The sequence below is a fragment of the Chitinophagales bacterium genome (assembly GCA_020635995.1).
Taxonomy (GTDB): domain Bacteria; phylum Bacteroidota; class Bacteroidia; order Chitinophagales; family UBA8649; genus JAFMKE01.
On record JACJYS010000002.1, the window covers coordinates 281,099 to 298,240 of the forward strand.

At 34.1% G+C, this 17,142-nt stretch carries 12 protein-coding genes; 8 read left to right on the top strand and 4 right to left on the bottom strand.

Annotated elements, in window-relative coordinates; all coding sequences use genetic code 11:
- Positions 1-58: 58 nt before the first annotated feature.
- The 3 genes from meaB to H6578_05295 form a co-directional block, all read right to left on the bottom strand.
- The gene (meaB, locus tag H6578_05285) at positions 59-1,054 is read right to left on the bottom strand and encodes a methylmalonyl Co-A mutase-associated GTPase MeaB (GenBank protein ID MCB9226564.1); all 996 of its coding nucleotides are present in this window, start codon (positions 1,052-1,054) and stop codon (positions 59-61) included.
- Between the two features lie 122 nt (positions 1,055-1,176).
- Entirely contained in the window at positions 1,177-3,969 is a 2,793-nt protein-coding gene (locus H6578_05290; protein MCB9226565.1) for a T9SS type A sorting domain-containing protein, read from the bottom strand.
- Positions 3,970-4,041: 72 nt separating this feature from the next.
- On the bottom strand, positions 4,042-5,475 hold the full coding sequence (locus H6578_05295) for an endonuclease (GenBank protein MCB9226566.1): 1,434 nt from the start codon (positions 5,473-5,475) through the stop codon (positions 4,042-4,044).
- Between the two features lie 412 nt (positions 5,476-5,887).
- Between H6578_05295 and H6578_05300 the strand changes: the two genes are divergently transcribed.
- The 8 genes from H6578_05300 (at position 5,888) to H6578_05335 (ending at position 16,138) form a co-directional block, all read left to right on the top strand.
- Complete coding sequence (locus tag H6578_05300; protein ID MCB9226567.1) at positions 5,888-6,949, top strand: class I fructose-bisphosphate aldolase; 1,062 nt, start codon at positions 5,888-5,890, stop codon at positions 6,947-6,949.
- Positions 6,950-6,979: 30 nt separating this feature from the next.
- Positions 6,980-7,834: an acetyl-CoA carboxylase, carboxyltransferase subunit beta gene (gene accD, locus H6578_05305; protein ID MCB9226568.1), complete on the top strand. Its 855-nt coding sequence runs from the start codon at positions 6,980-6,982 to the stop codon at positions 7,832-7,834.
- Positions 7,835-7,954: 120 nt separating this feature from the next.
- Positions 7,955-9,187 (top strand): thermonuclease family protein, encoded by a 1,233-nt coding sequence (locus tag H6578_05310; GenBank protein ID MCB9226569.1) that lies wholly within the window; start codon positions 7,955-7,957, stop codon positions 9,185-9,187.
- Complete coding sequence (locus H6578_05315; protein ID MCB9226570.1) at positions 9,187-9,819, top strand: MjaI family restriction endonuclease; 633 nt, start codon at positions 9,187-9,189, stop codon at positions 9,817-9,819. Before H6578_05310 ends, H6578_05315 begins: the two co-directional genes overlap by 1 nt.
- Positions 9,820-9,939: 120 nt before the next feature.
- Positions 9,940-10,212, top strand: a complete 273-nt coding sequence (gene rpsO, locus H6578_05320; protein ID MCB9226571.1) for a 30S ribosomal protein S15 — start codon at positions 9,940-9,942, stop codon at positions 10,210-10,212.
- A 69-nt stretch (positions 10,213-10,281) separates the two neighbouring features.
- Positions 10,282-12,396 carry a polyribonucleotide nucleotidyltransferase gene (locus H6578_05325; GenBank protein MCB9226572.1) on the top strand — a complete coding sequence of 705 codons (2,115 nt, stop codon included), beginning with the start codon at positions 10,282-10,284 and terminating at the stop codon, positions 12,394-12,396.
- Positions 12,397-12,915: 519 nt separating this feature from the next.
- On the top strand, positions 12,916-13,578 hold the full coding sequence (gene rpe / locus H6578_05330) for a ribulose-phosphate 3-epimerase (protein ID MCB9226573.1): 663 nt from the start codon (positions 12,916-12,918) through the stop codon (positions 13,576-13,578).
- 28 nt (positions 13,579-13,606) lie between these two features.
- A complete protein-coding gene (locus H6578_05335; GenBank protein ID MCB9226574.1) occupies positions 13,607-16,138 on the top strand; it encodes a TonB-dependent receptor in 2,532 nt (843 codons plus the stop codon).
- Between the two features lie 335 nt (positions 16,139-16,473).
- Here the strand turns inward: H6578_05335 and H6578_05340 are convergent, their stop codons facing one another.
- Positions 16,474-17,082, bottom strand: a complete 609-nt coding sequence (locus H6578_05340; GenBank protein ID MCB9226575.1) for a polysaccharide deacetylase family protein — start codon at positions 17,080-17,082, stop codon at positions 16,474-16,476.
- Between the last annotated feature and the right edge of the window lie 60 nt (positions 17,083-17,142).

Genomic DNA, 17,142 nt, shown 5'->3' on the forward strand with positions numbered 1-17,142 from the left:
TTATACAAACCAAACCAAAAAGAGAGATACCGATTGTATCTCTCTTTTTTTTATTCTTTTATCCTTTAGATTTCAGATTTAAAATAATTTTTTCAGCAGCTTGGTAAGATGTTGTTTTTCCTGCTACTATTTCTTGTTTCCATTTAGTTAATTCTTGTTTTACCATATCGTTTTCATAAAAATTTTGCAATATAGTTTGGTTGATAGTTTCTTCTAATCGGGAAACATCTTGATAGTTTCTCCTCTTTTTTAAATACCTTTTTTGGTTTTGGTGGCTAAAGAAATTGTCTATGGTTTCTTGTAATTTATCTATATTGTAGTTTTTTAAAGCATCTACATTAAGCACTTTTGTAATCCACGAAAATTCTTTTGAAGGAAAATAATGAAGTGCTGTATTTATTTCTTTTCGTGCTTTAGTGGCTTGTGGGCTTACTTTTTCGTTTTCAATAGATTTATTTACCGCTATAATGTCTGCCATTTCCATAATTCCTCTTTTAATACCTTGTAGCTCATCTCCTGCCCCCGGCAATAATAAAAGCAAAAAACAATCTACCATAGCATTTACAGCGGTTTCGCTTTGCCCCACACCTACGGTTTCTATTATAATATGGTTAAATCCTGCCGCTTCGCAAAGCAATAAGGTTTCGTGGGTTTTTCGGCTTACGCCACCCAGTTTATTGCCGGCAGAAGTTGGTCTTATATAAGCATTAGAGTTTGCACTAAGAAGTTCCATTCTTGTTTTATCACCCAGTATGCTCCCTTTACTAAGTTGACTACTGGGGTCAATAGCCAATACGGCTATTTTATTAGTTTTATCTTCTAATATTTTTAAACCTAAAGCTTCTATAATAGTGCTTTTACCTACGCCCGGCACTCCTGTTATCCCTATTCTTTTTGCATTTCCTGTTTTTGGTAATATTTGCTGTAATATTTCTTGGGCTAAAGTATAATGTTCTTCTTTAGTGCTTTCTAATAAAGTAATGGCACGGCTAAGCACAATAGTATTGCCGTCTAATATTCCTTTTATGTAGTCTTGCTTTGTTAGTTTTGACATAACATCTTCTTGCATTTTCTCCACAAGTGGAGCACTAAATGATTTTTGTAAAAATAAGAAAAGGCTACCAATTGGTAGCCTTTTCTCTAAATATTTATATTACAATTTATACCGCTTAGGTATTATTTAATGGTAATATTGCTTGTAGATACACCTTTAGCTGTTTGAATTTTAACTACATAAAATCCGGTAGTAAGGCTGGCTACATTTAAAGTATTTGTATTTAAGCCATTAGCTAACGCTACACCATGTGTTAAAGCTGTACGACCCATTACATCTACTATGCTTATGGTAGCTGTTTCATTAGCATCATAATCAAAAGCAATGGTTAATTTATCTTTAGCCGGCACAGGGCTTATGGTTAGGTTGTTTAAAGTAATGTCTTTAATAGCAGATACTATTTCTATATCACTAGCAAAACGAGGCATTATTTGATAACCGTCTGTTCTTGGAGCAGAAGGATCGTATTGTGCACCCACGCCTGTTAGGTTAAATTTATTTGAAGATGTTAAAGGAACACTATATAACTCTGATCTGTCAACGTCCACTCTAATATCGTAAGTAATACCTCCATCGCTTGTAGCACTAACATTATAAGAAGTGCCACTTGACTGCCATGTTCCGTTTAATGTTAAGTTTTCTATTTTTATTAACTCTGCTTCATGAATTTCATCTAAAGCTACGGTAACAACAACTGGTGTAAAAGGAGTAGCAGCACCTAAAGAAGCTACAGAATCTATATAAATTCTATTTGCTCCGCTTGAAGTACCTACATTACCATAAACCACTACAGAATCTCCTACTACAGGAGTATAGCCTAAGGCTGTTAATGAATCGGTTGTGTAAGCCCAAATACCACCTGTATTATCGGCAAAAGTAAATTCAACACCATTTTGATTAGCTCTAAAATCTGGTGAAGTAACAATTCCCTTTAAAACCATATCTACACCGTTTAGTACAGCATCGCCATTAGTATCTACTTCTGTAGCTTGTGCTATGGTGTAAACTACTTCTGGACAAGGATCTGCAATAATATCACTTAAAAATCTTGGTAAAATTTGATAACCATCGGTAAATGCAGAATCTTCATCAATTTGAATAGCGACACCCACTATGTCAAAAGTTCCACATGGGGCATCTGAATTAAATAAATCTACATAATCTCTATCAATTCGTATAAGAACAATATTGCTATTTACATCTTGTGCTTCTACAGTAAATCCATTAGGGTCATTACCACTATTAAAAACCCATTGAGATGCATCTACTAAAGTTAAATTATTTATTCTAATCAATTCCGATTCATTATCTTCTGTTACTTCTGTAACCACTAAAGTATCTAAAGCATTATTACTACTTAGAATGTTCAAAGATTGAATATCTACCATTTGAGTAATACCTTTATAAGCCCCAACATTTCCTACTACTTCTATTTCATCTCCTACAGCAACAGACATAGTACTAAATGGTGCTACACTTGAATAAAAACTCATACCCCCGGTAGCATCTTGAAATGAAAACTCCAAAGCATTATAGCCTCTGTCAGGGCTATTAACAATACCTGTAACTAAAAATTGTTGACCAAGATTTACAGCATTTCCATTTCCGTCATCAGCTCCAACTGTTGCCAAATCTCCTGTAGGTACGTCATCATCCATTACTACTAATGTATCAAATTCGTTTGCACCTAATGTTAAACCTGTGCTTAAGTTTGTTAATTGAAAAACATAAGTTCTATCGCCATCTACTACAGCATTGTCTGTTATAGAAACCGTTACATTTTGAGTAGTAGCACCTGTTGGAGTAAAAGAAACTGTTTGAGCAGTATAGTTTCCTAAGTCAGTAGCGTTACCACTTACAAGAGCCACATCGGCAGTAAAAGTTGTACCAGTAGCACTTAATTGGCTAATATCAAAACTTAAATCTACTGTTCCGTCACTCTCATTTGCTGATACAAAATTAGGATTTGCAGAAACTGTTGTGTCTGGTGGCAATTCATTATCTGTAATGGTTAATGTAAATACTGAATCCGGACCTAAAGTTAAACCTGTTCCCGGATTACGCAATGTGAATTGTAATGTTTCTGTTCCTTCATATACTGCATCATCATTAGGTGTAACAGGCACAAATAAAGTGTCGCTACCAGCGGTAATTGGTACAGTAACAGGGAAACTGCCACCCCAAGCTGTTAAATCTAAATCGCTTGCATCTCCTGTTCCTCCTGTTAAGTGTATTTCTACAGAAGTAGCTGAAGCACTAACAGGGTTAATTATTAAATTAGTAACAGGCGTTGTTCCTGCTCCTTCTCCAATTGTGAAACTTGAAGTTTGAAGGTTGATTTGAGGACCACAAAAATTTTGGTTGGTATTAAGGTCTCCATTCGTATGAACACCTAAGCTGTCCCAACTAAAATCGGCATAAGTTGACCCTGAACCGGTTAATTGTAAAGAACCACCAACAGGAGCTGAAGTACTTTCAAAAACGCCTATATCTTCAGATGTTAAACCTATCATCGGACCATCTCCTGCTGTTATTACACCTTCATAACTTAAAAATTGTACAACAGTATTTGTACAGTGATTCCATAGACCAATACCATCAGGAGAGCCATTTTGAAGCCCATTTGATGGCAAGCCAAACCAAACAGCACCAAAACCACATCCTTCATCGTCAATAGTGCCACTTAAAACAATAGAATCGTTTGTTCCATATAGTTCGTTATCACTACCATTGTATAACATCAAAGCATAACATGATAAATCTGTACCTGCCATCCCTGCTATTTCTATACCTTCATCTACATCGGCACCTGCGTTATCATAATGAATCTCATTAATCCATACCGTTTGTGCATTAATTAAGTTTACTGACAGCAGAGAGACTACTATCAATAACAAAGAATAAATTTTTTTCATAGTAATAAGTTTATTTTCTACAAATATAATAACAAATTTGCAGAGCTATGTAAGCAAATTATTAATTAAATTTTACTTTAACAAGAATTTAGAAATAAACTGCTTGTTTTTACTTTCTATACTTATCATATACGCACCTTTAGACAAGTTGCTAACATTTACACTATCTTCATTAAAACTAAAATTATATACTTCTGCACCCAGCATATTATATATATGTATAGTTTTTACGTCTTTTGCTTTTAATTCTTTAAAATATAGTGTGCCTTCGCTTGGGTTTGGATAAACGTAAGCACCCATTTCTGCTTTTACGCTCGGTTTTATACCACTTATTACTACATTGCAGGTAGCTCTTTTAGTCATATCGCTAAAATCTATACAGTTAACCAACTCCGGAAAATCTATTAAAGGATTTCTATTGCCTTGCTTTTCGTAAACATAGCTATGGCGTGTTTTTTCAAAATCGTCCGGCAAATCGGCAAAATGCCAGTCTATTAAAGTTTGCAAATCTTGGGTAGATGCTTCCGACAATAAATTATCCATACCCCAGTTTTGGCTGTACTTGCCATTGTAGGTTAGCATTATATAAAAAACAGCTCGGGCTATATCGCCTTTTCTATCGGGGCGTGGCTCTGCCACTATAATATTGTTAGCATCTCGCCCTTTAGTGTACATTAAGTAGGAATCGCTCCACGGGTTGCCTGCTACATCTCCAAAAGCATAATTACTCCTTGAAGAGTTTACATCTCCATTAGTTAATTCTAAAGCGTGCAAATCGCAACCTTCATCAAATTGTTCAAAATCACTTCTGCTTACCCCTTGAAAGTTCATCCACGTAAAAGGTACTCTATGCTCTCTATTATAGGCAGGAGAAGGAGAAACAAAAGCAAATGTGCCTGTATAAATTCTTTTTTCGCCACTGTACTGACATTCTACATAGTGTTGGGTACTGCCACTTATTACCGTGTCGTATTCAAAAAAGTCAGCTACTATGGTTTCGTCAAACTGGCTGTACGGCACTTGAGTGTGGGGTTGTATTAAATTGGTAAATTGATTAATTACATTGCTGGCATCTACATCTATACCACTATAATAGCCTCCATAAAAATCGCTGGCGGTAGTAAAAGTACCTACCAAAGGATTGTCTGTTTTATAAGTAATATTGCTACCACTTTGGTTGTATGCAAAAATTGAAACTTGGTAAGTATTGTTTTGCATTAAGTTTTTTACAAAGAAAAAAGTGCTGGCACTACTTTTTACAATTCTGTTTCCATTTATTATTTCGCCAGTTTGGTAGCTGGTATTATTTGTAGGGGTAAAATTTACTTGATTTTTATTAATTACCACCAAATAGCCATCTGCATCACTGGGCGAAAAACTCATAGATGCTTTATAGGTTTTTATATTGCTAAAATTTAAGTTGGTAGCTTGGTTGGTAGGTTCGGTTTGAGCATTAGCAAAATAAAACGACAACAATACAAACACAAAAACAATTTTAATCTTCATTCTTTTAATACTTATTTCAATTACCAAAGGTAAACTTATTTAATTAAAAGTTTAAAAAATTACTCGTGCCACCAACTGAAATGGTGGCACGAATGTTTACGGCTTCCTTTTTAAAAAATGTTTTGTTAAATGCCTCTACGGCAGTTAAGTGAAGCAAAACAGAAGACTCATGAGAGATTCTTCGCTACGTTGCACTCCACCCAAAAAGACGAATAGAAACCAACACCATACGTCTTTCTGTTCTATCTAACAAGAACCTTTTTAATAACGCACGAATGTTTCCTATGTTTTGACAGAAACCGATATTGGACGATTATATATATTGCTAAACGATATTAAATACACTCTTTCATCTTTAATACTTTTCATTTCCCATTATTTCTTTAATTTTGTGCCAACTTAAAACAAAAGCATGAACACCCAAGAAATTGTAAAATTATTAGGAGAAAGTAGAGCTTCTAATTTGTTGGAATTTAAAACTCCTGCCATTAGTAAAGATAGATTGCATAAGCCTTCGCCTAATTTTATAGATGATATTTGGAGAGATAGCAATAGAAGTAATCAAGTATTAAACAGCTTAGCAGCCATACACAATCATGGTAGATTGGGCGGAACAGGTTATGTGTCTATTTTGCCTGTTGACCAAGGTATAGAGCATACTGCCGGAGCTTCATTTGCTCCCAATCCCGATTATTTTGACCCTGAAAATATAGTAAAATTAGCCATAGAAGGAGGGTGCAATGCCGTAGCTTCTACTTATGGCGTTTTAGCATCGGTAAGCAGAAAATATGCTCATAAAATTCCTTTTGTAGTAAAAATAAACCATAATGAATTATTAACTTATCCTAATTCTTATAACCAAGTATTGTTTGGCAGCATTAAAAATGCGTGGGAAATGGGAGCTGTGGGTGTTGGAGCTACTATATATTTTGGTAGCGAAGAAAGCAGACGACAAATAGTAGAAATAGCAGAGGCATTTGATTATGCTCACGAGCTGGGTATGGCTACAATTTTATGGTGTTATGTAAGAAACGATGCCTTTAAAAAAGACGGAAAAGATTATCATGTTGCTGCCGATTTAACATCGCAGGCTAATCATTTGGGTGTTACCATACAAGCCGATATTATTAAACAAAAATTGCCGGAAAACAATGGTGGTTTTAAGGCTATAGGTTTTGGCAAAACACATCCTAAAATGTATGATGAATTGTGTACCGACCACCCAATAGATTTATGTCGCTACCAAGTGGCAAACTGCTATATGGGGCGTGTGGGTTTAATAAACTCCGGTGGAGCATCGGGTGGAGCAACAGACTTAGGCGATGCCGTAGAAACTGCCATTATAAATAAAAGAGCCGGAGGAATGGGTTTGATTTCGGGAAGAAAAGCTTTTCAAAAAGATTTAAAAACAGGGATTAAATTATTAAACGCCATTCAAGATGTTTATTTGAATGATGAAATAACCATAGCTTAATTAACATTAAGTTTGTTTTAACTTTAAGGTATGTCAAATTGGTTTAAAAGGATAACACAAGGTATTCGCACCTCTTCAAAAGATAAGAAAGAGATGCCGGAAGGTGTCTTATACCAATGTCCTAAATGCAAAACCACTGTTCCTCAGGTAGAGTTTAAAGAGCAACTAAGTGTGTGTGCTTCTTGTGGGCATCACGAAAGACTGCTTCCTAAAGAATATTTTGACTTGTTTTTTGATGATAATTCAAGACCAAAATTGCTATTCCAAAATTTATATCCCAAGGATACTTTAAATTTTGTAGATGTAAAAACCTATCCTCAGCGTATAAAAGAAGCCAATGAAAAATCCGGAGCTACAGAAGCTATGGAGGTTTGCACTGGCAAAATGGGTGGCGAAAAAGTAGTAATAGCCGCCATGAATTTTGCCTATATAGGTGGTTCTATGGGAGCAGTAGTAGGCGAAAAAATAGCAAGAGCCATAGATTATTGTATAGAAAATAACTGCCCACTAATAATTATAAGCAAAAGTGGAGGAGCAAGAATGATGGAATCGGGCATATCATTAATGCAAATGATAAAAACAAGTGCTAAACTAACGCAATTAGCCAATGCTAAAATACCCTATATTTCTTTGCTAACCGACCCCACTACAGGAGGTGTTTCGGCATCTTTTTCAATGCTGGGCGATATAAATATAGCAGAGCCGGGAGCATTAATAGGTTTTGCCGGTCCCAGAGTAATAAAAGAAACATTAAAAGTAGATACTTTGCCGGAAGGCTTTCAAAGTTCAGAATTTTTATTAGAGCATGGCTTTTTAGATTTTATAGTAGAACGCAAAAACCTAAAAAAAGAAGTAGTAGATGCCTTGCGAATGTTGAAAGTGTAAGTTTAGCAAAAAAGAAATAAGCCAAATAGGTAAAAGTAAAAATTGTAACTTTGTAGTTATACAATTCGTTTAATGGCATCAAATTTTAAACACGATATAATTATTGGAGATAGTAGGCAAATGGATTTTCTTGCAGATTCCTCTGTTCAGCTTGCGGTTACATCTCCTCCTTATTGGCAGCTGAAAGATTATGGAACCGAAAATCAAATTGGATACCACGAAGACTATGAAACTTATATCAACAACTTAAATCTTGTTTGGAAAGAGTGCTATCGCGTTCTTGAAAACGGCTGTAGGCTTTGTGTAAATATAGGCGACCAATTTGCAAGAGCAGTTTATTACGGGAGATATAAAGTTATTCCCATTCGTACAGAAATAATTAAGTTTTGCGAAAGTATAGGATTTGATTATATGGGTGCTATTATTTGGCAAAAACAAACCACCACAAATACCACAGGTGGTGCGTCTTTAATGGGGAGCTACCCAAACCCTAGAAATGGTATTTTATCTATTGATTATGAATTTATTTTAATTTTTAAAAAGCTTGGCACACCTAAAAAAGTGAGTAAAGAAATTAAAAATCAGTCTAGTATGACCAAAGAAGAGTGGAAACAATATTTTCAAGGGCATTGGAATTTTGGTGGAGCAAGACAAGATGGGCACATTGCAATGTTTCCAGAAGAATTGCCGCATAGATTAATAAAAATGTTTTCTTTTGTAGGAGATACAGTTTTAGACCCATTTTTAGGAAGTGGTACAACTTCTCTTGCTGCTAAAAAACTGAACAGAAATTCTGTAGGATTTGAAATAAATAATGAGTTTAAACCTCTTATTGAGAAAAAATTGGGTATAAAAACACCCGAGTTAAGACAACACACTTTTAATTTCCATACGCAGAAATTACATACTGATTTTGAAAAAGAAATTAAAAAATTACCGTATGTTTTTAAAGATTTTCACAATTTTGATAAAAAAATTGACCCTAAAAAATTACAATTTGGCTCAAAGCTAGATAAAAACAGTAAAGACCGCGAGAACTTTTATCGGGTTAAGGAAATCATTAGCCCTGAATTAATAAAATTAAATAACGATTTAATTGTCCGTCTTCTTGGCGTTAAAGAGTATCCCGAAGTAAATGGAAAAGCCACAGAATTTTTAAGAGAGAAAACAAATAATCAACAAATATTTTTAAAGTTTGATAAACAAAAACACGATAAATCTAACAACCTTTTAGCTTATGTATATTTAAAAAACAAGACTTTTTTAAATGCTCATTTAATTAAAAATGGTCTTGCCTTAGTAGATGAAAGTCAAAATTTTAAATTCAAAGAAAAATTCTTAAAATATAATTGATGGCAAAAGAGTGGATATTAAATAGTGCTATGAATAGGTTTCAACTTAATTTTAAACGAAATGTTGGAGCAACATCTGAAAATATAAGAGAATGTGAACCGAAAAGCCTAAAAGAATGGCAAGTTTATTACTTTGAAAATGTAAGAAGCAAAGAACACATTATAGAACTCGGCAAAAAACTATACGTTAAAATAACAGAAGTTATTGCTGCTGAAGTAGAGGAAATTACGGAAGAAGATTGCATTGATTATATGCTAAATCTTGTAATAAACCGCACGTTTGACGGATACATTACAGAAATAAAAACAATTTACGGACAGTTAGAAAAAGCCGTAAATCAAAAGATAGAACCAGCACCAGATAAGTGGGATAGATTATATAATGTAGATTTTTTTATTCAAATAAAGGGAAAATATATTGGCATTCAAATAAAGCCGGTCAATCAAGGAATTCAATTGCCACAAATATTTAAAGAACAAGAGATTCAAAAAGAAACACATCAAAATTTTGAAAAAGAATTTGGAGGGAAAGTCTTTTATGTTTATTCTGCAAAAAATAATGGTAAAAAAGTGATCATGAATATGAATGTAATAGAAGATATTAAGGAAGAAATAAACAGGCTGAATAAATAGTGTAATTATTAGAATAAGTAGTTATGGGTAAAACATACAAATATATTCTGTAGAAAATGTAATTAATACCAAAAAAGTACTATCTTTGCCGTCTGAAAAAAGAAGACGTTAAAAATTATCATGGAAAAAGTAACAGCAGAAAGAAAAAAAGAATTGTTTAAAGAGTTTGGCGGTGCTGAAACCAACACAGGTTCTGTAGATGCTCAAGTAGCATTATTAACAGAAAGAATTTTACACCTTACTGAGCATGTAAAAAAGAACAAAAAAGATTTCTCTAATACCAAAGCATTAACTAAAATGGTTGGTAAAAGAAGAAAACTATTAGCTTACATAGCTAAAAAAGACATTGTAAGATACAGAGAGTTGATAGAAAAACTCGGATTAAGAAGATAATCCAATACAAATTTTTAAAAAGATGCCACTTTTTTTACAGTGGCATCTTTCATTTTAAGATATAACAATATGAATTTAGGAATAAAAAAAACCGTTACACTTGGTAATGGACAAACGATAGAAATAGAAACAGGAAAATTAGCAAAGCAAGCAGACGGTGCTGTGGTGCTAAAACAAGGAGATACCATGATACTGGCTACAGTAGTATCGGAAAAAACCGCTGGCGATGATGTAGATTTTATGCCACTAATGGTAGATTATAAAGAAAATTTTTCGGCTACAGGAAGTATTCCCGGAGGCTTTTTAAGAAGAGAAGGTCGCCCTTCAGATTATGAAGTACTTATTTGCAGATTAATAGACAGAGCATTGCGACCAATGTTTCCGGAAGATTATCATGCTAATACCGTAGTAACTGTACGTTTAATATCAAGTGATGGACAAGTAATGCCGGATGCTTTAGCTTGTTTAGCCGCATCGGCAGCCATTCAAGTATCTGATATACCTTTCCCTGAACCAATTTCTGAAGTGCGTGTAGCTAAAGTAAATGACAATTACGTTATTAACCCAACTAAAGATGAGTTGGAGCAGGCAACGATAGATATGATTGTAGCCGCTACTGAAAAAAATATAGTAATGGTAGAGGGCGAATTAGACGAAGCCAGCGAAGCCGAAATGACAGAAGCTATTAAACTGGCTCATGATGAAATTAAAAAACAATGTAAGCTACAGCTTGAATTAGCAGCAGCGGTGGGCAGAACACCAAGAGAATATAGCCACGAAAAACACGATGAAGAGTTAAGAGATGCTATACATAAATTCTCTTTTGAAAGATATAAAGAAATAGCAGGAAAAGGATTGGCTAATAAACAAGAAAGAAGTGAGCTGTTTAATGCGGTAAAAGAAGAATTTAAAGAAACCCTTAGCGAAGAAGAAGTAGCTGAAAAAGCATTTTTAATAGGTCAATATTTTAAAGCTTCGCAAAAAGCAGCCGTGCGTGAAGTAATGCTTGAAACGCAAAGCAGACTTGACGGAAGAAAAATGACCGAAATAAGACCTATTTGGAGTGAAGTAGATTATTTGCCAAAAACACACGGTTCGGCAGTTTTTACAAGAGGAGAAACCCAATCTTTAACTTCTGTTACTTTAGGTGCTAAAACAGATGAGCAACTTATAGACGGTGCTTTCTTTAGTGGCACTGAAAATTTTATGTTGCACTACAATTTCCCTTCGTTTTCTACAGGCGAAGCTCGTATGCCAAGAGGTGTAAGCCGAAGAGAAGTAGGACATGGAAATTTAGCTCATAGAGCTTTAAAAAGAATGTTGCCAAAAGAAAACCCATACACAATAAGAGTAGTATCTGATATTTTAGAGTCCAATGGTTCATCTTCTATGGCTACAGTTTGTGCGGGAAGTTTAGCACTTATGGACGCAGGTGTTCAATTAAAAAGACCCGTTTCAGGTATTGCTATGGGCTTAGTAACTGACGGTTCTCGCTATGCAGTGCTTTCCGATATTTTGGGAGATGAAGACCACCTTGGCGATATGGACTTTAAAGTAACAGGTACTGAAAAAGGAATTACAGCCGTTCAAATGGATTTAAAAATTGACGGACTTCCTTACGAAGTATTAGAAAAAGCATTAAACCAAGCTAAAGAAGGCAGACTTCATATACTAAATGAAATGAAGAAAACCCTTGCCGAACCTAATAAAGAGCTTAAACCGCATACACCTACCATAGTACAAATTAGAATACCGGGCGATACCATAGGTGCTGTGATAGGAACAGGAGGAAAAGTAATACAAGAAATACAAGCTACTACAGAAACCACTATTTCTATAACAGAAGATGGCAAAGAAGGTGTAGTACAAATATATGGACCGGGAAAAGTGGCTATAGATGCTGCTTTAAAATGGATAAAAGGCTTAACTGCAAAACCGGAAATAGGAGAGATTTACGAAGGTAAAGTAAAGAGTATTAAAGATTTTGGAGTATTTGTTGAGTTTTTGCCAGGGCAAGAAGCTTTAGTGCATATTTCTGAGCTTTCTCATTCAAGAATTAATAATGTAGAAGAAGCCGGTATAAATGTAGGCGATGAAATGAGAGTTAAATTGGTAAAATTTGACGATAAAAAGAAAAAGTACGTTTTATCAAGAAAAGCACTTTTGCCAAAGAACAACGATTAATTATTGTTAAATAAATCTTAAAAAGTAGATTTAAGTAATATCGCTGAAACTAATTGCGTTTTCTTTGTGTATAAAATATATACAGTTGCATAAACTGTTCAAAATATAGTAGGTTTTATACCTATTGTTTTAGTTTTAGTTAGTTAGTTTAGAAAATGGTAAAGATTCTCAGTCTTTACCATTTTCGTTTTATAGCAATAGTCTTTTTGTGTTCACAATTGGTATAAAATCTAAAAAATGGCATCTATAGGTATAAGATTTTACCATGAAATAATAGACGCAAAAAAATAATTTCATTTTTTTTACTCAAAGTGAAACTTTATTTATTCCTTTGCGTACATAACGACACAAACCTTTTCATAGGTGTAAATTTGCGATAAGCAAATTTCAATTGTTAGTTTTAGTTAGTTAGTTTAAAAGCGAGGTGGACTCTCAATCCACCTCGCTTTTAGTTTTTATGCCTTAAATTAGTCAAAATCTTTTTTCATGCCGTATTTTTGTTTTCAAACAATTTGAAAAATGACCTCAGCCATTATAGCACCATCTATATTAGCGGCAGATTTTGCCAACTTAAAACAAGATATTGAATTAATTCAAAACTCTGAAGCAGAGTGGGTACATGTAGATGTTATGGATGGAGTTTTTGTGCCTAATATCTCTTTTGGATTTCCTATTTTGAAAGCTGTTAAAGAAAATACTACAAAATTTATTGATGTTCATTTAATGATTGTAAAGCCTGAAAGGTATATTGAGCAATTTGTAAAAGACGGAGCCAATGGTATTTCTGTACATTATGAAGGCAATTTGCACATACATAGTTTGCTTAGCCAAATAAGAAATGCAGGAGCTAAAGCCGGCTTAGTACTTAATCCTCATACACCCGTGCATGTTATAAAAGATGTACTACATTTAATAGACACTTTACTTATTATGTCGGTAAATCCTGGTTTTGGCGGTCAAAAATTTATACCCGAAACTATAGCCAGAGTTAAAGAAGCCACACAAATAATAAAAGAAAAAGGAACAAATACCATTATACAAGTAGATGGAGGCGTTAATGCAGAAAATGCCACTTCGCTCTTTAATGCAGGGGCTAATTGTTTAGTGGCAGGTAGTGCCGTTTTTAAATCAAATAATCCATTAGAATATATTGCTCAATTAAAAGCCTGCAAAAAATACTAAGCTTTGCTTAATCTCGTTAATATTGCACATGTTTAAACAGCTCATTTTATTTACTCTTTTTTTGTTGATGGCTCAAAGTGTATTGGCACAAACAGCTACGCTCAAAGGGCAAATATTAGATGAGTTTAACGAAAAAGCCGCTTATGTAAATGTAACTGCCAATAAACTAAAATTAGGTACAGTTACCGATGAAAACGGCAATTATGAACTACAACTGCCAGCCAATAAAGAAATAGAAATAAGTATTCAAGGGCTTAATTACTATAAACAGCAGTTTATAATAACACTTAGTCCCAACGAAATAAAAATATTAGATGCGAAGTTGGTAGTTAAAAAACAAGATGATATTGACGTTATATTTGAAAAACAAGAAGAGCGTAAAATAATAAGCACCGATAAAATAGATGTAAAAAAAGCGGAAACTTTGCCCAATATAAGTGGCGGAGTAGAAACTTACTTGCAAACATTTATGGGTGTTCAAAAAAACAATGAACTAAGCTCTGCATACTCGGTTCGTGGTGGAAATTTTGATGAAAATTTAGTTTATGTAAATGATTTTGAAATATACCGACCTTTTCTTATCCGTTCGGGGCAGCAAGAGGGACTAAGTTTTGTAAACCCCGATATGGTAGATAATCTTACTTTTTCATCGGGAGGTTTTCAAGCTAAATATGGCGATAAAATGGCTTCGGTATTAGATGTTACTTACAGAAAACCTAAGAAATTTGGCGGAAGTGTAATGGGAAGTCTGCTGGGAGCAAACATACATTTAGAAGGCACTAACAAAAAAACGAGGCAATTTACTTACACTTTAGGTTTTAGGTACAAAACCAATAAGTTGGTGCTAAGCGGACAAGACACCAAAGGTCAGTATGTGCCGTCTTTTATAGATTTACAAGGGCTTTTTTCTTATGCAATAAATGAAAAACTAAGTATAGAATATTTGGTAAATTTTGCCCGAAATAGATTTTTATTTACGCCTTCCACTCGTTCTACAGAATTTGGTTTAATTAATTTTCAAAGTAGGTTTACCGTTTATTATGAAGGACAAGAAGATGACAGATACCAATCTTTAATGAATGGTTTAAGCTTAAATCAAAAAATAGGAGATAACTTAACGCTTAAATACTTAGCAGGAGTTTATAATATGCAAGAAAATGAACATTTTGATATTATAGGCGATTATTATTTGCAAGAAATAGAAACCGATCCGGCAAAAGAAAACGTAGGAGAAGTAAAAAATGATTTAGGTTCCGGCACTTTTCATGATTGGGCAAGAAACCAGCTAAACACCACTGTTATACAAAGTGCTATAAAAGGCACTTATGAGAAAAAAAGACATGAGCTAAAATTTGGCTTAACCTACAAAAGAGAACTCATAGAAGATAAACTTAGCGAATGGGAACGCAGAGATTCTGCCGGCTACTCTATGCCTACCACCGATACTGCCGTTTTGTTGTTTAACGTGCTAAAACCTGAGCCATTTAATTTAAAAAGCAATCGATTTAGTGGCTACATACAAGACACTTGGAGAATAGACAAACAAGGCATTGTAACTTGGAATTATGGCGTGCGTTTTCAGTATTGGGATGTAAATAAAGAATGGGTAATTTCGCCACGAACGCAGTTTGCTTTTAAACCAAAAACCAAAGCAGATGTGGTATTTACCACCGCAGCCGGAATGTATGCTCAGCCACCTTTTTACAGAGAAATGAGAAACTTGCAAGGGCAAGTTAATACCAATTTAAAATCGCAGAAATCTGCACATTTTGTAGCAGGAATTGACTATGCTTTTAAAGCATGGAACAGACCCTTTAAGTTTACTACAGAGGGTTATTACAAATACATTTGGGATGCCGTACCTTATGAATTTGACAATGTATTAATCAGATATTTTGGTAAAAACAACTCAAAAGGCTACGTGGCAGGTGTAGATTTTAGACTACATGGCGAACTGGCAAAAGGTGCTGAAAGCTGGATTAGTATGTCTATAATGAAAGGAGAAGAAGACGTAAGAGATGATTATTATACAGCTTACGATATTAGAAAAACAAAAGTAGATGCTAATGGACAAACTACTGCCGAAACAAAAGATACACTTTCTGTTAGCAATGTTTTTCCCGGCTATATCCCCCGCCCTACCGACCAGCGTTTAAGCTTTGCTCTATTTTTTCAAGATTACATTCCTAAGTTTCCTTATTTAAAAGTTCACATGAATTTAATAGTGGCAACAGGCTTGCCTTTTGGCCCACCCGACAATAATAGATATAAAGATACTTACAGAATACCTCCGTATAGAAGATTTGACATAGGTTTTTCTGCTTTATTGTTTGATATAGAAAAGAAAGAAGCTAAAGGAAAAGTACCTAAGAGTTTCTTTAAGCATATAAATAAAATTTGGTTATCATTTGAAGTGTATAATATTTTAGGTATTGAAAACACCATTTCTTATATATGGATAGATGGCTTAGACCCACGCACGGGCTCATTTAGTAAATATGCCGTACCCAACTATTTAACAGACAGAAGATTTAACCTTAAATTTAAGGTTGATTTTTAGAACTCCAAGGGGTTTCAACCCCTTGAAAGAATAAAGGAAAAAAAGATAAAACTCCCCCTATAAATTGAGACAATTGAATTGAAACAAGGGGTTAAAACCCCTTGGATAAACTCGTTTAACGCCAATTGTCAACACAAAATAGTCTAATCTATTTTGTGTTTTACAATGGTAAATGCCGATAGAGCAATATATTTAGTACAATAAGGTGCAACCGAAATTGGACTATTATATATTCCTAATCGGTATAACACCATAGCGGAACTCCATGGCATTACGTCTGCTATGTTCTGTAACCGAAAAACCTCAACACCCCAAACCTAAGCGGTGTAACAGAGCTATAGAGCATTCATTTTATAGCCATTATCACTTAAATATTTCAAAACTTTTGGCAAAACAGCTCTTAAATTTTTAATGGCTTTTTCGCTATCGTGAAAAACAATAATAGAACCATTTTCTACATTGTTAATCACATTATTGTAGCACTGCTCAGCAGAAACATCCGCATCAAAATCATAAGAAATAATATCCCAAAGTACTATGTCAAATTTTTTAATAAGCCTTTTAATTAATTTAGGAGTAAATTTTCCGTAAGGAGGTCTAAATAAATGGGTATCAATAATTTTACTACAATGTTCCACATCTTTTAAATATGTAGCTAATTCCGTTTTCCAAGCGTTGCAGTGGCTAAAAGTATGGTTGCCTATACGATGACCATTTTCAATTGTTTTCATTAAAATATTGGGATATAATTCGGCATTTTTACCTGAGCAAAAAAATGTTGCTTTAGCATTATATTTATCTAATTCGTTTAAAACCCAGCTTGTTATTCCTATTGTGGGGCCGTCATCAAAAGTTAAATAAACAGTTTTTTCTGTTCTACTTTTGTTCCAAATCAAATTAGGAAATAGCTTTTTTAACAATAAAGGCGTTTTAACTAATCTCATAGTTTGAAAGCGAGCGGTAATTCGCTAATTTTGTGTTTTAAAAAAATTATAAAGTATAAA